Origin of the sequence: Hyphomonas sp. (genome assembly GCF_016125515.1) — a bacterium.
GTDB lineage: Bacteria > Pseudomonadota > Alphaproteobacteria > Caulobacterales > Hyphomonadaceae > Hyphomonas.
Map to the genome: position 1 here is coordinate 277,887 of NZ_WGLO01000001.1, position 17,836 is coordinate 295,722.

13 protein-coding genes are annotated in these 17,836 nt (G+C 64.0%); 11 read left to right on the forward strand and 2 right to left on the reverse strand.

Going from position 1 to position 17,836, the window contains the following annotated elements; translation table 11 throughout:
• The first annotated feature begins 248 nt into the window (after nt 1-248).
• The 7 genes from GC148_RS01315 to GC148_RS01345 all read left to right on the forward strand — a co-directional run bounded on the left by GC148_RS01315 (nt 249) and on the right by GC148_RS01345 (nt 8,581).
• Nucleotides 249-731, forward strand: coding sequence for a MerR family DNA-binding transcriptional regulator (locus GC148_RS01315; protein ID WP_291068220.1), 483 nt, complete (start codon nt 249-251; stop codon nt 729-731).
• 111 nt (nt 732-842) lie between these two features.
• Nucleotides 843-2,627 (forward strand): acyl-CoA dehydrogenase C-terminal domain-containing protein, encoded by a 1,785-nt coding sequence (locus GC148_RS01320; protein WP_291068221.1) that lies wholly within the window; start codon nt 843-845, stop codon nt 2,625-2,627.
• 109 nt (nt 2,628-2,736) lie between these two features.
• Nucleotides 2,737-3,912, forward strand: a complete 1,176-nt coding sequence (locus GC148_RS01325; protein ID WP_291068222.1) for an acyl-CoA dehydrogenase family protein — start codon at nt 2,737-2,739, stop codon at nt 3,910-3,912.
• A 6-nt stretch (nt 3,913-3,918) separates the two neighbouring features.
• Nucleotides 3,919-4,353: a PaaI family thioesterase gene (locus tag GC148_RS01330; protein ID WP_291068223.1), complete on the forward strand. Its 435-nt coding sequence runs from the start codon at nt 3,919-3,921 to the stop codon at nt 4,351-4,353.
• Nucleotides 4,354-4,374: 21 nt separating this feature from the next.
• A complete protein-coding gene (locus tag GC148_RS01335) occupies nt 4,375-5,580 on the forward strand; it encodes an acetyl-CoA C-acetyltransferase (protein ID WP_291068224.1) in 1,206 nt (401 codons plus the stop codon).
• Nucleotides 5,581-5,592: 12 nt separating this feature from the next.
• Complete coding sequence (locus GC148_RS01340; RefSeq protein WP_291068225.1) at nt 5,593-6,321, forward strand: hypothetical protein; 729 nt, start codon at nt 5,593-5,595, stop codon at nt 6,319-6,321.
• Nucleotides 6,322-6,346: 25 nt separating this feature from the next.
• Nucleotides 6,347-8,581 (forward strand): 3-hydroxyacyl-CoA dehydrogenase NAD-binding domain-containing protein, encoded by a 2,235-nt coding sequence (locus tag GC148_RS01345; RefSeq protein WP_291068226.1) that lies wholly within the window; start codon nt 6,347-6,349, stop codon nt 8,579-8,581.
• Nucleotides 8,582-8,659: 78 nt separating this feature from the next.
• On the opposite strand, the gene GC148_RS01350 is transcribed toward GC148_RS01345, so the two are convergent.
• Nucleotides 8,660-11,365, reverse strand: coding sequence for a ribonuclease E/G (locus GC148_RS01350; protein WP_291068227.1), 2,706 nt, complete (start codon nt 11,363-11,365; stop codon nt 8,660-8,662).
• A gap of 425 nt (nt 11,366-11,790) precedes the next feature.
• On the opposite strand from GC148_RS01350, the gene GC148_RS01355 reads away from it, so the two are divergent.
• The 4 genes from GC148_RS01355 to GC148_RS01370 are packed head-to-tail and all read left to right on the forward strand — an operon-like array spanning nt 11,791 to nt 16,753.
• A complete protein-coding gene (locus GC148_RS01355; protein WP_291068228.1) occupies nt 11,791-12,984 on the forward strand; it encodes an N-acetylmuramoyl-L-alanine amidase in 1,194 nt (397 codons plus the stop codon).
• A 59-nt stretch (nt 12,985-13,043) separates the two neighbouring features.
• The gene (locus GC148_RS01360; RefSeq protein WP_291068229.1) at nt 13,044-14,768 is read left to right on the forward strand and encodes a tetratricopeptide repeat protein; all 1,725 of its coding nucleotides are present in this window, start codon (nt 13,044-13,046) and stop codon (nt 14,766-14,768) included.
• A 24-nt stretch (nt 14,769-14,792) separates the two neighbouring features.
• Nucleotides 14,793-15,671 carry a 4-(cytidine 5'-diphospho)-2-C-methyl-D-erythritol kinase gene (locus tag GC148_RS01365; RefSeq protein WP_291068230.1) on the forward strand — a complete coding sequence of 293 codons (879 nt, stop codon included), beginning with the start codon at nt 14,793-14,795 and terminating at the stop codon, nt 15,669-15,671.
• A complete protein-coding gene (locus tag GC148_RS01370; RefSeq protein ID WP_291068231.1) occupies nt 15,668-16,753 on the forward strand; it encodes a hypothetical protein in 1,086 nt (361 codons plus the stop codon). Before GC148_RS01365 ends, GC148_RS01370 begins: the two co-directional genes overlap by 4 nt.
• Here GC148_RS01370 and GC148_RS01375 read toward each other — a convergent pair.
• A complete protein-coding gene (locus tag GC148_RS01375) occupies nt 16,747-17,760 on the reverse strand; it encodes a polyprenyl synthetase family protein (protein WP_291068232.1) in 1,014 nt (337 codons plus the stop codon). The two genes, GC148_RS01370 and GC148_RS01375, sit on opposite strands and share 7 nt — an antisense overlap.
• Nucleotides 17,761-17,836: the final 76 nt, after the last annotated feature.

A 17,836-nucleotide genomic window follows, 5' to 3' on the forward strand; every position in this document is an offset into this window, starting at 1 on the left:
GCTCCTAACGCCGGCGCCAGCTCCCCAAGGTTAAGGAGAAGGGCCCATTTGTTTACACCCGACCAGAAATGGCCCCGTGTCCGTTAAGGTCGGGTTAAAGGTAAGATTCGGCGTGGGTTTCGCGTGAGGAGAGTCTCGGGGCCTCGGTTTCCCTTCGCGTAAGCGGAAATTTACGTTGACGTTCGCGTAAGGGCCGGCTTAGAAAGTTCCCGAAAAGAAGTCAGCAGACTCGAACGGAGGAACCACCCATGCAACACCGCACCATATCGTCCATCTCTGCCGCCGATTCCCGGACCTACACGATTTCCGAGCTTGCCCGGGAATTCGGGGTGACGCCGCGCGCTTTGCGCTTCTATGAAGATAAAGACATGCTGCATCCGGCCCGCGACGGCATGATGCGTCTTTATTCCAACCGGGACCGCGCCCGGCTGACGATCATCGTCCGCCTCAAGCGCCTCGGCCTGCCGCTGGCCGACATCCGCGAAATCCTCGACCTCTACGCCATGAATGACGGCAAGCGCGCCCAGACCCGCATGATGCTGGAGAAATTCCGAAAACAGGCGGCCGAGCTGGAAATCCAGCGCGGCGATATCGAAACCGCCCTAACGGAACTCTATAAAGGCATCGAGTGGCTGGAAGATCTGGTTGCCAATAATGGCCCCTCGGAAGAGACCAAACGCCAGGCCGCGGCCTATGAGCAGGTGGCGCGCAAGCAGCTCGACGAAGTCTGAGAACCAGCTACTGATAAAAATGTAGATAAAGAGAGCGTGTTGGAATGACTTTTCCAACACGCTTTGCCATTCAGGCTACCAGACTTTCCGTTTGCCAGGAGCCTTCCTTCAATGCCCCGTTATGATGCCCCCGTCCGCGACATGCAGTTCATCCTGCACGAGATGCTTCAGCTGCAGAACTATTCGAACCTTCCCGGTTTTGCCGATGCGACCCCCGATGTGATCGACCAGATCCTCGATGAGGGCGCCAAGTTCGCCAAGAATGTGCTGTTTCCGTTGAACGCCGTGGGTGACCGGCAGGGCTGCAAGCGCGCCGACGATGCCAGCGTGAAAACGCCGGACGGGTTCTCGGACGCCTACAAGCAGCTGGTCGAGAATGGTTGGCCGCTTCTGTCGGCCCATCCGGAAATGGGCGGGCAGGGCCTGCCCCATGCGGTGAACATTGCCTGGACCGAGATGGTCTCGTCCTCGAACATGGCGTTCGGCATGTATCCCGGCCTCACGCACGGCGCCTATCAGGCGCTGATGGCGGGCGGCTCTGATGAACTCAAGGCCAAGTACGGTCCGAAGATGGCCTCGGCCGAATGGGCCGGCACGATGAACCTGACCGAGCCGCATTGCGGCACCGACCTTGGCCTGATGAAGACCAAGGCCGTTCCGCAAGCCGACGGCACCTACAAGATCACCGGCCAGAAGATCTGGATTTCCGGCGGCGAGCAGGACCTGACCGAAAACATCATTCACCTTGTACTGGCCCGTATCGAGGGCGCACCGGAAGGCATCAAGGGTGTCTCGCTGTTCGTGGTGCCGAAATATTTTGTCAACGATGACGGCTCACTCGGCGCGCGCAACAGCTGCTCGTGCGGTGGCCTGGAAGAGAAGATGGGCATCCACGGCAATGCCACCTGCGTCATGAACTATGATGGCGCGACCGGCTGGCTGGTCGGCGAGGCGCACAAGGGCATGCGCACGATGTTCGTGATGATGAACGAGGCCCGCCTCGGCGTCGGCCTTCAAGGCCTGTCGCAGGCGGAGATCGCCTACCAGAATGCACTCGATTTCGCCCGGGACCGGGTTCAGGGCCGCTCGCTGACCGGCGTGGCCGCGCCCGACAAGCCGGCCGACCCGATCATCGTGCACCCCGATGTGCGCCGGATGCTGCTGGACCAGAAGGCTTTTATCGAGGGCGCACGCGCCTTCACCTACTGGCTGGCGTTCCAGGGCGACCTTCAGCACAAGTCTCCGGACGAGAAGGTGCGCGAGAAGGCCGGTGACTACATGGCGCTGCTGACGCCGGTGGTGAAAGCCTACCTCACCCACAAGGGCTATGAGAGCGCGAACCTCGGCCTGCAGGTGCATGGCGGTTCGGGCTTTACTCGCGAATGGGGCCTGGAGCAGATCGTCCGCGATTGCCGCATTACCCTGATCTATGAAGGCACCAACGGCGTTCAGGCGCTCGACCTGGTCGGCCGCAAGTTGGGCGCAAATGGCGGCCGTGCGGTGTTCAGCTTCTTCGGCGAGATCGACGAGTTCATCGCGCAGGCCGAGGGAACGCCCGGTCTGGAACCGTTCCTCGACGGGCTGAAATCGGTGCGTGCCCAGATGCAGGACGGTACGATGTGGTTGATGCAGAACGGCATGAGCGACTTCAACAATGCCGGCGCCTCCAGCCACGATTACCTTCACCTCGTCGGCCTGACGGCGCTGGCCTACATGTGGACCCGGATGGCGAAACTGGCTCTGGAGAAGAAAGAGTCCGGCGATCCGTTCTATGCGGCCAAGCTCGCGACCGGCCGTTATTTCGTCGAGCGTTTGCTGCCCGACGCGGCGGCGCACCTGGCGAAGGTGAAGACCGGCGCGGGCGCGATGATGGCGGTCACGGAAGCGCAGTTCTGATATACTGCTGACGCTGCGGCACGGATGGCGAAACCGTGCCGCAGCGCTTACATGCTGACGTGAACGTAAGCGGCAACCCGCGTGCCGCACCCGGCCTGGAGATTGCCCGATGCAGACTAGCCCCCTCAACGTCCCCAAATCCGCCTGGCGCCAGGATGAGGAGCTCGACATCTTTGCCGATGCCGTGGGCCAGTTCTTCGAGAAAGAGTGTGTTCCGCATGTGCCGGCCTGGCGCAAGGCCGGCGTCGTGCCCCGCGAGATCTGGAAAAAGGCGGGCGAGATGGGCCTGCTAGGCGCCTCGGTGCCGGAAGAGTATGGCGGCGCGGGCGGGGACTTCCGCCATGAAGCCATCATCATCGAACAACAGCAGTGGAAGGGCGTCGACGGGTTCGGCATCACGCTGCACAACGCGATCATCGCGCCCTACATCACCGCCTATGGAACCGAAGAGCAGAAGCGCCGTTGGCTGCCGAAGATCTGCTCGGGCGAGATCGTCACCGCCATCGCGATGACCGAGCCGGGCGCGGGCTCTGATCTGCAGAACATCAAGACGACGGCCAAGCGCGACGGCAACGAGTATGTGGTCAACGGCTCGAAGACCTTCATCTCGAACGGCCAGACCGCGAACCTGATTCTCGTTTGCGCGAAGACCGACCCGACCAAGGGCGCCAAGGGCATCTCGATCGTCTGTGTCGAGACGGACCCGGTGGAAGGCGACGGCGGCTTCCGCCGCGGCCGTAATCTCGACAAGGTCGGCCAGCACGCCGCCGACACGTCGGAGCTGTTCTTCGATGACGTCCGCGTGCCGGCCACGCACCTTCTCGGCGACGAGGAGGGCAAGGGTTTCATCCAGTTGATGCAGAAATTGCCGCAGGAGCGCCATATCATCGGCCTGCAGGGCATCGGCATGATCGAGCGCGCGATCCACGAAACGGTCGCCTATGTGAAGAGCCGCAAGGCTTTCGGCGGCACGATCTGGGACTTCCAAAACACGCAGTTCAAGCTGGCCGAGTGCAAGACCGAGGCGACAGTGGCTAAGGTGTTCATGGATCACTGCACCGAACTTCTGCTTCAAGACAAGCTCGACGCGGCCACAGCGTCGATGTCGAAATACTGGGTGTCGGACCTCCAGTGCAAGATCATCGACGAGTGCCTGCAGCTGCATGGCGGCTTCGGATATATGGACGAGTATCCGATTGCGCAGATGTATGCCGATGCCCGCGTCCAGCGTATCTATGGCGGCGCCAACGAAGTCATGAAAATGCTGATCGCGAGGACGCTCTGAGCCATCATGCCCGATAGGCATCTCCTTCGCGAAGTTTTTCCCAAGCCGGCGCCAAGTTCGGTGTCGCTTGGTTTTGAACTGCTTGATCTGGATGCCCGGGCCATGACGACACGGATCCGTTTCGACGGCCGGGCCGAGTTCACCAATCCGGCCGGCTTCATCCAGGGCGGCTATCTCGTCGCCATGATGGACGATGCCATCGGCATGTTGACGACCGTTAAGGCGGGAACCTCGAAGCTGCCCTCGACGGTCGACCTTCACACCCACTTCCTGCGCCCGGTGCGCGTCGGCCCCATCGAGGTCGTCGCGCGCTTGCGCAATATCGGCCGGGCGATGGTGTTCGCCGAAGCCGACCTCTTCGACGCGCGCGGTAAGGAAGCCGCCCGCGCCACTGCCTCCCTTACGCTCAATCCGGTGTCGAAGCCGGCCATTACATCCTGATCCCCCGAAAGGAGCTTTCAAATGCCCGAAGCCTATATCTACGACGCCGTGCGCACGCCCCGCGGCAAAGGCAAGTCCACCGGCGCCCTGCACGAGATCACAGCGCTGAGCCTCGGCACGCAGGTTCTGCAGGCCATCCGTGAGCGGAACAACCTTGACACATCGAAAGTGGACGATGTGGTGTTCGGCTGCGTCTCGCCAGTCGGCGAGCAGGGCGGCGACATCGCCCGGATCGCAGTGCTGAACGCCGAGTATGCCGAAACGACGGCCGGCGTGCAGGTTGACCGGTTCTGTGCTTCGGGCCTTGAAGCCTGCAACATGGCCGCCTCGAAAGTGATGACCGGTGAAGCCGATATGGCCATCGGCGGCGGCGTCGAAAGTATGAGCCGCGTGCCGATGGGCGCCGCCGGCGGGGCCTGGTCGACCGATCCGCAGATCGCGCTGAAATCCTATTTCACGCCGCAAGGCATCGGCGCCGACACGATCGCCACCAAGTACGGCTTCAGCCGTGATGACGTGGATGCCTTCGCCCTCGAAAGCCAGCGCCGTGCCGCGCAGGCCTGGAAGGAAGGCCGCTTCAAGAAATCCATCGTTCCGGTAAAGGACCAGATGGGCGGCATCCGCCTTGCGCACGACGAGCACATGCGCCCGGACACGACCATGCAGACCCTGGCCGCGCTCGATCCGTCCTTTGCCGGGATGGGCGCGATGGGCTTCGATGAAGTCATCAAGCAGCGCTATCCGGAACTCGAGAAGATCAACCACGTGCACCATGCCGGCAACTCGTCGGGCATCGTGGATGGCGCGTCGGCCGTTCTCTTCGGTTCGAAGGAAATGGGCGAAGCCATGGGCCTGAAGCCGCGCGCCCGCGTGCGCGCAATGGCTTCCATCGGTTCGGAGCCGGGCATCATGCTGACCGGCCCGACCTATGTGACCCAGAAGGTCCTGAAAAAGGCCGGCATGAATGTCGAAGACATCGACATCTATGAACTGAACGAAGCCTTCGCGTCGGTCGTCATGTTGATGATGAAACTGCTCAACATCCCGCACGAGAAAATGAACGTGAACGGCGGCGCCATTGCGATGGGCCACCCGCTTGGCGCCACGGGCGGCATGATCCTCGGCACGGTGCTCGATGAACTTGAGCGCTCTGATAAGGAAACGGGCCTCATCACCCTGTGCGTTGGCGCAGGCATGGGAACCGCAACGATCATCGAGCGGGTCTAGGTCCGTTCACGGATGGCTCCGGAAGACAAATACAGCGCTCTGTCGCCGGCTTCGATCCTCAAGACGCTTTACCGTCTTGAGGATCGCGTTGTCGAGCGTTTTCCGGAGCGGGGCCTGGCCAGCGTGGTGCGCGATCTCGGCCGCGTCGCGAAGGTGCATGTGCAGCGCGTCGGAGATGTCGCCCGCCCGCACCTTCTGCTTCGCATTCTCGTCGCGCTCGTGCTGGTGCTTGGCCTCACGGTGACCGGCATCGGCGTTGCCCAGAAGGTCGAGATGCTGACCGGCCCTGATGGCGGGCAGCTCAGTTTCGAAGGCATTGAGGCGCTCGCCAACATCCTGATCTTGATGGGCGCGGCGATCTGGTTCCTGCTCAATCTGGAAGCGCGCATCAAGCGGGCCCAAGCGCTGACCGCTTTGCACGAACTTCGTTCGATGGCGCACGTTATCGACATGCACCAGCTGACCAAGGATCCGCCGAGCCTGCTCGGTTCGGGGCGCACGGCCTCGTCGCCGGAGCGGGACCTCACCCCGTCTGACCTGATGCGCTATCTCGATTACTGTACCGAAATGCTGTCGCTGATCGGCAAGCTCGCCGCGCTCTACATGCAAGGCCTGCGCGACGAAGTGATCATCCACACCGTTAACGAAATCGAAGGCCTGACCACAAACCTTGCCAGCAAGATCTGGCAGAAGATCATGATCATCCGTTCCGAGATCGATCTGCCTTCCGCCAAAACCTGACACACTGAATTCAAGGAGACCGAACATGAAGCTCGAAACATTTGGATGGGACATCGACGCAGACGGCATCGCACATGCGGTGTTCGATGTGCCGGGCCGCAGCATGAACACGCTGACGGGCAAGGCCGTTGCGGACATCATCGCCATCACCCAGGAAGTTGCCAGCAATGACGCTATCAAGGGCCTCGTTATTTCTTCCGGAAAGGCAAGCGGCTTCTGCGCCGGCGCTGACCTGGGCGAGATGGGTAGCCGAGCCGGCGGTGGCGCCGAGACCAAGAAGAAGTCCGAGGCCGAACTGAAGAAAGAACAGTTCGATGCGGGTTTCTCGCTGAACGGCACGCTGCGCAAGCTCGAGACCTGCGGCAAGCCGGTCGCGGTGGCGCTGAACGGCCTCGCGCTGGGCGGCGGTCTGGAAGTGGCGCTCGCGTGCCACTACCGCGTTGCGGCGAATGACAATCCGAAGCTGCAATTCGGTCTGCCGGAAGCCAAGATCGGCCTCCTGCCGGGCGCCGGCGGCACGCAGCGCTTGCCGCGCCTGGTCGGCGTTCAGGCGGCCCTGCCACTGATCCTTCAAGGCGAGAGCTTCACGGCCGAGCAGGCGAAGGCGATGGGCGTGGTGCAGGAACTTGCGCCGTCCTCGGAAACTGTCGCGCGGGCAAAGGCTTGGGTGAAAGCCAATCCGAAGGCGAAGGCGCCTTGGGACGAGAAGGGCTTCAAGGTACCGGGCGGCGTGCCGCATAAGTCTCCGGGCGTGGGCCAGGTCGCCACGATGGCGAACATGATGCTCGCTTCGAAAACCTATGGGAACTATCCTGCGCAGAAGAATATCCTGTCCTGCATCTATGAAGGCATCCAGGTGCCGATCGATGCCGGCCTGCGCATCGAGACGCGCTATTTCATCAACACCCAGCAGCGCCCGGAAGCGAAGGCGATGATCCGCTCGCTGTTCCTGTCGATGCAGGAGCTCGGCAAGGGTGCAAACCGTCCGGCGGGTCATCCGAAGACGGAGTTCAAGAAGATTGCGGTCATCGGCGCGGGCCTGATGGGCGCCGGCATTGCCTACGTTCAGGCAAAGGCTGGCATCCCGACCGTTCTGGTCGATGTGTCGAAGGAAGCTGCCGATAAGGGCAAGCAATACTCCGTCCGGCTCGTCGAGAAGGATGTCTCGCGCGGCAAGCTGTCGAAAGAGAAGGGCGATGCGTTGCTCGCCCTGATCACGACCACCGACAACTATGATGACTTCAAGGGCGCAGATCTCGTGGTCGAGGCCGTGTTCGAGAATGAAGAGCTGAAAGCGAAGATCACCCAGCAGGCCGAAGCCGTGCTCGGTGAGGACGCCGTGTTCGGATCGAACACCTCGACGCTGCCGATCACCGGCCTCGCCAAGGCGTCGAAGCGCCCGGCGAACTTCATCGGCATCCACTTCTTCTCGCCGGTCGAGCGCATGGGTCTCGTCGAGATCATCATGGGCAAGGAAACCAGCGAAGCGACGCTGGCAAAGTCGATCGACTATGTCCTTGCCATCCGCAAGACGCCGATCGTCGTCAGTGACAGCCGCGGCTTCTACACCTCGCGCTGCTTCGGCACCTACACGCGCGAAGGCATGGAAATGCTCTCGGAAGGCATCGCCCCCGCGATCATCGAGAATGTGGGCCGTCAGGCCGGCATGCCGATGGGCGCACTGGAAGTGTCCGACTCCGTCGGTCTCGATACCGCGCTCAAAGTGACGCGCGCGATGGCGGAAGCGACCGGTATCGATCTGCAGTCGGATGAACGCACGCAGTTCCTTGCCTGGTTGGTCGAAGACCAGGGCCGCGTTGGCCGCAAGGCAGGCAAGGGCTTCTACGACTATGACGAGAAGGGCAAACCCGCGCGCCTCTGGCCGGACATCAACAAGCAGCTCACCGTCAAGATCGACGAATGTCCGCCGGCCCTGAAGAAGGAGCTGACCAACCGCTTCCTCGTCCGTCAGGCCGTTGAAGTGGCGCGCTGTTTCGAGGAAGGCGTGATCACCGATGCCCGCGACGCCGATATCGGCTCGATCCTCGCCTGGGGCTTTGCGCCCTTCACCGGCGGTTGCTGCTCCTACATCGACCTGATCTGGGGCATCAAGGCATTCGTCGCCGAAGCCGATAAGCTCGCCGACAAGTATGGCGAACGGTTCCGTCCGAATGCCCTGCTGCGCGACATGGCCGCCAAGGGCGAAGGCTTCTACGACCGTTTCCCGCCCGCCGGCACCAAGGCGAAAGTTGCTGCGTAATCGTCTCGTTCACCCAATCGAAAAGGCCGGAGCATCGCTGCTCCGGCCTTTTTGTTTGAGTGCGGATGAGGCGCGGCGCTATTTGCGGCCGCGGTTCCACCAGCCGGTTTTCTTCGGACCTTCCGGCTGCGGCGGGGCAGGCGGGGCGGCAGGCTCGGCTTTCGGCTGTTCGGCTTCGGCCATCGCAGGTTCGGGCTCCGAAGCAGGTTCCGGCGCAGCGGGCGCAGGTTCCGGCTCGGCCTGGACAGGTTCCGGCGACGCTTCGGCTTCGACCGCCTCTGGCTCAGCGGCAACAGGCTCAGGTGCGGGAGCCGGCTTGGCACGGCTGCGGCGGGTGCGCGTCTTCGCCTTGGGCGCTTCCGCTTCGACCTCGGCCTCCGCCTCTGCTTCGACCTCGGACTCCGGCTCGGCGTCTGCAGCGTCGCCCGCGTCATCCGGAGCCGATGCTTCGATCACATCGCCCGGTTCGGCGTCGTCCTCGTCAGACAACATCGCTTCGGCGCTCGACGAGAGCCCATCGAGATAGGCGCCGCCATCGGCGATGGCCTCAATCTCGCTGCCCTCGGCGCGCGGTTCGCCCGAACGGCGGCGGCGGCGGCCGCCCCGGCGTCCACGGCGGCGGCGTTTGCGCGGGCCTTCGTCGCCTTCGGCGCGGGGCGCTACGGCCGAGCCGTCGCTCTCGTCGTCTTCCTCGTCACCGTCCTCGTCCGATGCGGTTGCCTCGGTCTGGACCGGCGCATCAGCATCGACCACTTCGAGGCCGGTTTCGCGTTGTTCACGGCCTTTGCCGCCGCGGCGGCGGCGACGGCGCTTGCGGCCACCGTTTCCGCCTTCGGCGCCTTCGGGCGCAGCGGCGCGCGGGGTATCGTCTTCGTCTTCGTCGTCTTCGGCTGTGTCGCTGATTTCTTCGTCATCGACCTCTTCATCGTCATCGTCGCGGGCCGAAGCCGGCGTCGGCTTCATCAGCGAGCGCGGCGTGGCGCGTTTCTTCGGCTTGGCGTTCGGGTCGCGCTCGGCATCGAGCTGGAAGTCACCCGGCAGCATGTCTTCCGACGACAGGATCGAGACAGCAAAGCCGGCGACCCGTTCGATCTCGATCAGCGCTTCACGCTTGTTGTTGAGGATGTAGAGTGCGACATCGGTCGGTGCCTTGACCGAGATGCCTTTGAGCGCGCCGATGGCCGCGCGGGCCTCGATGGCACGGATCAGCTGCAGCGCAGCCGACGGGATCGAGCGGCGGCGGCCTGTGCCATTGCACGCTTCACACGGATCGGATGTTGCCTGGAGCACGCCCTGGCGGCGGCGCTGGCGGGAGATTTCCATCAGGCCGAATTGCGAGATACGGCCATGCTGGACGCGCGCGCGGTCGACCTTCAGGCATTCCTTCAGGCGTTTCTCGACGGCGCGGTTGTTCTTGTTCTCCTCCATGTCGATGAAGTCGATCACGATCAGGCCGGCGAGATCGCGCAGGCGCATCTGGCGGCAGGCTTCTTCCGCCGCCTCCAGGTTGGTGCGCACGGCGGTCTGTTCGATATTGCGCTCGCGGGTCGATTTGCCGGAGTTCACGTCGATGGCGACGAGCGCTTCGGTCTGGTTGATCACCAGATAGCCGCCGGATTTCAGCTGCACGACCGGCGAGTAGATCGAATCGAGCTGACCTTCGACGGCTTCGGCCACATAAAGCGGCTCTTCATCGCGCCATTGCTGAACCTTCTTGGCCTGGCTCGGCATGATGATCTTGGCGAGGTCCTTGGCTTCCCGGTAGGCCTCATCGCCCTGGACCCAGACTTCCTCGATCTCTTTGTCGAACATGTCGCGCATGGCCCGGTGAACAAGGCCACCTTCGGCATTGATCAGGGCGGGGGCGTCGGAGGTCAGCGTCTTTTCGACGATCTGCTCCCAGAGCTTGGACAGGTAATCATAGTCGCGCTTGATTTCGGCCTTGGTGCGTTTGGCACCGGCCGTACGCACGATCAGGCCCTGGCCCTCCGGCACGTCGAGTTCGGCGACAATGGATTTCAGGCGCTTGCGGTCCGCCGAGTTGGCGATCTTGCGCGAAATGCCGCCGCCGCGCGGGGTATTCGGCATCAGCACCGAGTAACGCCCGGCGAGGGAGAGATAGGTGGTCAGGGCGGCGCCCTTGTTTCCGCGTTCTTCCTTGACGACCTGGACCAGCATGACTTGCCGGCGGCGGATCACTTCCTGGATCTTGTAGCGCTTGGAAATCGGCGTGCGGGTCGAGGCGGGCTTTGCGGCGCGGGCACTGCGGGCATGCGGCTTAGCGGGGCGGGGCGCGGCGTCGTCATCGCCGTTCTCGTCGCCGTCTACCTCATCGTTGCCTGCCTCAGCATCAGCTTCCGCGCCATCATTGTCTTCATCGTCATGATCGTGATCGTCATGGGCGTGGTGATCGCCGCCATGTTCGAGTTCGGCGGCAACGCCGTGCGGCACGTACGGGCCGTCATCATCGTCGTCGTCCTCGATGGCAGCAGCGGCCTCTTCGGCGGCCTCGCGCAGCAGGGCCTCGCGGTCCTCGGCGGGCAGCTGGTAATAATCCGGGTGGATTTCGCTGAACGCGAGGAAACCGTGACGGTTCCCGCCATACTCGACAAAGGCCGCCTGGAGCGAGGGCTCCACCCGGGTCACTTTGGCGAGATAGATGTTTCCGCGGAGTTGTTCGTTGCCGGTTGCCTCGAAGTCGAAATCGTCAACCTGGCCGTTGTTGACGATCGCCACCCGCGTTTCTTCGGGATGGGCGGCGTCGATAAGCATCAATCTGCTCATGTAACAGAACCTTTCGGTCCGGCGCGGCGGGCCAGGGCGCGATGCGCCTCAGTTGGCCCCGAAGGCCGGTAATGGGATTTGAGGGAAATGCCACGCCCGAAGGCTTCGCCGATCGCGTGGGCGACCTAGCGAATCCTGTAGTGGCAGCAGCACTTTTGCGCATTGTTCCTTGCTTTCCTGAGCGCGCTACCCGCTTGCCTTTCCGGGGAAGCCGGGTCTGGTGCGCGCTGTTGGGAAACCTATGGGCCAGCCCCTTCGGACGGCCACGAACAGATAGTGCCCAATTTCATCCGGAATTGAAAGAGCCAAATTCCGAACGGGAACAGGGCCGCAGCTAAGGCCCGGTCAAGCGGAGGTTAATCTTCGCGTGTCTATGAGGGCTTTGTCCCATTTTGCCCCAGCCTGCCAGGCCGCCGACCAAACCGATGACGAAATTTCTGTCTATCCTGTTGATAATACTGGGATTTACGAGCCTTTCGCCGGCTATTGCGGACGTGACGCAGGTGCGAATCGTCGGCGATGGCGCGCCGACCCGGATCACCCTTTGGACAGACACGGCCGAGTCGGCCGACGGATTGCTGACCGAGGGCAACGGGGAACGCAAGGTAGTGCTTCTTCTCGCGCAGAACGGGTATTCTGCAGCGGGTGAAGGCAATGGCGGGGTCGAATCCTGGTCGCTGGAGCCGGGCCGGCTCGAGTTCACGCTGGACCGTCCGATGGCCGTCACCCGGATGCTGCGCCTCCCGCCGACCGGGAAGGAGCGCGCCTACCGCGTGATTCTGGACCTCGATACGATTTCGCCGACCCGCTACACCGTCGCGGCTCGCCGGGACACCAAGAAGCTGGCGAAACTGGAGACCCAGTTCGCCGAGGCCCGCGCAGACGCGAAGAAACTTGCCGGAGCGGCGACGGCGACGCGCAAGGCGACGGGGCCGCGCAAACACGTGATTGTGATCGATGCGGGCCATGGCGGGAAGGATCCGGGCGCCCTTGCCGTGAACGGCGGCAAGGAGCGTGACATCACCCTGAAAGCGGCTCTGGCGCTGCGGGATATTCTGGAACAGACCGGCAAATATGAAGTGCGCCTGACCCGGGACACCGATGTCTTTGTGGAGCACGAGGACCGGGTCACGATGGCCCGGAACTGGGGCGCCGAGCTGTTCATTTCGCTACATGCCGACGCGGCGGGCTCCGCCAGCGTGGCGGGCGCGTCCGTCTATACCATCTCGGCGCGCGGCGAGACCCGGATTGACAGGGAGTCGAGCCGGAATGACTGGAAGATTGCCATCGAGGATGGCACGCCCGGCCAGCTGAACGGCCTGCTCGAGGATCTCGTCAAGCGCGAGACCAAAACCCGCTCGGCCGAATTTGCCGAACTGCTGCTGCCCGAACTGGCGGCTGCCGGGCCGGTCCTGCGCAACACGCACCGCAATGCGGGCTATTATGTGCTGCTTGCGCCCGATGTGCCGGCGGTGCTCGTCGAACTCGGGTTCGTCACCAATGCCGACGATGCCAAGCGCCTCCAGTCCGAGAAAGGACGCAAGGCGGCCGTGACCGCCATCGCTTCCGCCATCGACGCCTATTTCGACCAGCAGGACCTGCGCCTGGCATCGAACTGACCTTCCGGCGCAGCGCCCGGCCTCTTGCCGCCTGTCTCGGATGCTGCAAATTTCACGGCATGAAACGTTTCAGGGTTTTGCTGGCGCTCGCGCCGCTGAGTATTTCTGCGGCCTGCGCCACGGGAACCTTTGGCCGGACGGCCTATCCGTCGGCTGACCGGCCGGACGAGGCGCGGGCCTATAGCGACTTCATGGTCGCACGTGTGGCTGCCCTGACCAACGATCCCGAAATGGCGGCGCGCCATTATGCGTCGGCGATCTCGACCGCGCCCGAGGAACTGGACCTTGCCGAGCGCGCGGTCTTTTCGGCCTTGCTGGCGGGCGATTACGGGCTGGCGGCCGGCATGGCGCGCCGGGCGAGTGATTCCGGCAGCGAGGCGAGCCTCGTCCGGCTGACGCTGATCGCGGACTCGATCGGCCGGGGGAAGACCAAAGCGGCAATCGACCTGGTGGAGGCGAGCGACCTGAGCGCCTTCAACCGCATGGTCGCGCGCAACATGGAAGCCTGGTGCCTGCTCGATGTGGAAGGCGCCGATGCCGCCGAAGCGCTGCTTCAGAAGAACCTCACCGGCGATCCGCGCCTCGACAATGCGACGCTCCACATCCTGGGCCTCGTGCAGACAGCCGCACACAAGGACGACGCGGCCCTCGCCACGTTTGACGCGATCTGGGCCTCGGGCGCGCGGCTAGCGACGGGTACGGAGACCTACGCGGCCTTGCTCGCCGAACGCGGCGAACGGGAAAAGGCCCTCTCGATCCTCAACCGGTTCCGCGCCGATGTCGGCTACAACGCGGCGCTCGAAGCATTGAAGGCACGGATCGAAGCGGGCGAGGCCATCAAAGCGCCGCGGCTGACGGTGCGCCAGGGCGCCGCGCTTGCGCTCTTCCTGCCGGCCTCGGCGCTGTTCTTCCAGACCAGTGACGACGTGGCGGCGGTCTATTTCGTGCTCGCCGTCGCGCTGGATCCGGACTTGCATCAGGCCCGCACCCTGTGGGCGCAGTCGCTGATCCAGGCGGACCGCCGCGACGAGGCCATCCGTATTCTGAGGGATGTGCCGCAAAGCTCGCCCTATTATGCCGCGGCGCGCAGCCAGATGGCGAGCACGTTGCTGCAGGAAGAGCGCGCCAATGAGGCCCTGCAGGTCGCCGCCGAAGCGCTGGCGGCCAAGCCGGACCGCAGCCTGCGCCTTCAGTTGGCCGATCTCTACCGCGCGCTGGAACGTTACGGCGAATCCGAAGCGATCCTCACCGATGTGATTGCCGCTGACGAAGCCGAAGGCCGCGAAGACTGGCGGCCGATCTTTTCGCGCGGCGCGGCGCGGGAGCGCCAGGGCAATTATGAGGGCGCCGAAGCGGACTTGAAGCGTGCGCTCGCGATCAATCCCAGCAACGCAACCGTGCTCAATTATCTCGGCTATTCGTGGATCGACCGGGGCGTGAATCTCGCCGATGGACTTGATCTTATCCGGCAGGCCGTGGCGCTGCAGCCGGACTCGGCGCATATCGTCGATAGTCTTGGTTGGGCGCACTACAAGTTCGGGCAATATGATCTGGCGGTCGACTATCTCGAACGCGCGGTCGAGTTGATGCCTGGCGATGCTGTCCTCAACGATCATCTCGGTGATGCGTACTGGCAAGTCGGCCGCCGCAAGGAAGCCGGATTCCAGTGGCGGCGCGCGCTCAAACTTGATCCGGCCCCGGAAGACAAGGCGAAGATTGAGCAGAAGTTGATGACGGGTCCCGGGGCGCCCCCACCGGCACCCGGCTCGGCCGTGGCGCGCTGACGGCAGGCATTCGGGAGAAGCACCATGATCCAGCTCAAGGCGTTCGCGCCCGCCAAGGTGAACCTGTTCCTGCATGTCGGGCCGGTAAAGCCGAACGGCCGGCACGATCTCGATTCCCTGGTCGCGTTCAGCAATATGGCCGCCAGCGACCATCTGACGGTCGAGACGGCAGACGGCTTGTCGCTTTCGGTGTCCGGTCCCGGCGCCGCCGAAGCTGGTCCGGATGCGGACAATCTGGTGCTGCGCGCCGCGCAGGCCCTGCAGGCCGCCAGCGGCACGACCAAAGGGGCGAAGATCTCGCTCGACAAATGGTTGCCCGTCGCAGCCGGGATCGGGGGCGGATCATCAGATGCTGCGGCCGCGCTGCGTCTGCTGACCCAGCTCTGGGGTATCGATCCTTCGCATGCGGCGGCTGTTGCGCCGGGGCTTGGCGGCGATGTGCCCGTGGCGCTTGCCGGTGTGCCGGCCTTGATGCGCGGCGAAGGCGAACGGGTCATCCCCGCGCCGCTGCCAGAGCCTCTGCGGGCGCTGCTGGTCAATCCCGGCGTTGCATGCCCCACCGGGCCGATCTTCCGCGCCTATGATGCGGCGGGCGGCGGCGGGAATTTCCGCGAGATTAGTCCGTTTCCGGCGTTTCCTGATGCTGCGGTATTGGCGCACTGGCTTGAAGGTCAGCGCAATGATCTGGAAGCGCCCGCCATGGCTTTGGTGCCGGAGATCGGCCGCGTGCTCGAATTCCTTCGCGCCCAGCCCGGCGTGCGCCTCGCCCGGATGAGCGGATCGGGCGCCACCTGTTTTGCGCTGTTTGAAGCCCTGGCTTTCGCGGAGCGTGCGTCGGTGGTCGTGAAGACCCTGCACCCCCGCTGGTGGAGCGCGCCATGCCTGCTTGGAGCCATTCCATGAGTCTCGTCACTCTATTCGTCGTTCCGTTCGCCGTCAGCCTGTTCATCTGTTGGCTGATGATCCGCTTTGGTCCGAAGGACACGCCCGATGGCGGTCGCAAGACGCAGGCTGCACCGGTGCCAAGCTCGGGCGGCGTGGGCGTTCTGTCAGGCGTGGTCGCCAGCGCGGGTTTGCTCGCGCTTCTGGGCGCGCCCGTTTCGGACCTGCTGCAATCGGCGCCGCTCGCCGGCATCGCCGCCTTCGCCGTGTTTGCCGCGCTGATCGGATGGGCGGATGACGCGTTCGGCCTGCCGGCGCTTGCCAAGCTCGTGGCGCTGCTGGGCGGCGCGCTTTTCGGTGTGCTCATGGGCCCGCAGCCGGCTTTGCTCTGGATCGGCGGCGGCAGTGTTGCGCTGCCCTGGATGGCGGCGGTGATCGGCGCGGCGGTCTTCCTGTTCGTGATGGCGAATGCGGTGAACTTCATGGACGGCGCAAACGGCATCGCGATGGGCACCGCGCTGATCATCCTGCTCGTGCTGGGCATGATGCTGGTGCCCGGAACCGTGTTCGGCTCGGGCGATGGCGCGCCGACCCTGATGATGGCTTTGCTGTTTGCCGCATCCGCCGCGCTTGCAGGTTTTCTCCTCTGGAACCTCCCGGGCAAACTCTACGCGGGCGATGCGGGCGCACTGTCCATCGGCGCCCTGATCGGCGGCGCCTCGGCGCTGTTCGCGCTGCACGGGCCGGTGCTGATCCCTTTGACGCTTTGCCTGCCGATCCTGATCGATGTGTTCATGACGCTCGCTTGGCGCGCGCGCCATGGACGGCCGGTGCTGAAGGCCCACCGGGATCATGCCTACCAGCTGTTGCTGCGCTCAGGCTGGGCGCATGCCCAGGTCGCGCGGCTCTGGTGGGGTATGACAGCCGTGTGCGCGGGCGGCGTCATCGCCGGTCCGTTCGCGGCCGCGATCGGGGCGTATGGCCCGCCGGGATTGCCCCTCGATGTGATCGTGTTTGCCGGATTGCTGGCGGCGGGAATCTGGCTCTGGGTGCGCCAGCGCCTGACGCTCGGCCGGCAATTGGAGACGACGGCCAATCAGTAAGCGCGGCTGACGCAGAAGTCGGCGAGGTCTTCCAGCGCATCGCGATAGGGCGATGCGGGCAGGGTGCGCAGCGCGCCTTTTGCGAGGCCCGCATAGGCTTCGGCTTCCTGCACCGTCGCCTCGGCGGCGCCGGTCGCGCGGATCAGATGCACCGCGTGGGCAAGGTCTGAGTCTTCCTGCGTTTCGGTGTTCAGCGCGCGGTCCCAGAAGGCCCGGTCTTCATCCGAACCGCGCCGGCGCGCGATGATCACAGGCAGCGTTATCTTGCCTTCCCGGAAATCGTCTCCGACGGATTTTCCGATTACCGAAGTCGTGCCACCATAGTCCAGCGCATCGTCGATGATCTGGAAGGCGAGGCCGAGATTCTTGCCATAGGTCGCCAGTGCCGCAGCATGGTTTTCACCGCCGCCGGACAGGGCGCCGGTCTCGGCGGCTGCTTCGAACAGGGCGCCGGTCTTCGCTTCGACGATGGCCAGATATTCTTCGGTCGGCAGGTCGCGCGCGGCCATCGCCGCCAGCTGGCGCACTTCGCCTTCCGCGATCACCGTCGACGCAGTGGCCAGCCGGTTGAGGATATCGAGGCTGTTGGTTTCGACCAGCAAGTTGAAGGCGCGGGCGAACAGGAAGTCACCAACAAGGATCGACGCCTTGTTGCCCCAGACATTCTTTGCTGCGGGCTTGCCGCGCCGCATCTCGCTCTCGTCGACAACATCGTCGTGCAGAAGCGTTGCCGTGTGGATGAACTCGACTGCAGCAGCCAGTGCGTGGGTCGGCGCGCCGGACTTGCCGACCGCATTGGCCGCGATCAGCGTGATCAGCGGGCGCAGGCGCTTGCCGCCGGCAGCCACGATATATCCGGAGAGATCGGGAATGATCGCGACCGGGCTTGCCGCGCGTTCCGCGAGGAGGCGTTCGACCTGTTCCAGATCGTCCGCGACGAGCGCCTGCATCCTGTCGAGCACCGTAGCCAGCGCAGCCTTGCTTTTAGGTTTGGGCGCGAGGGTCAAATGGCACTCCAGGTCGAGCTCTTGAGCGGTAAGTAATTCTACGTGAGTGCCGGGCCAAGGCGACGTGGCACCCAGC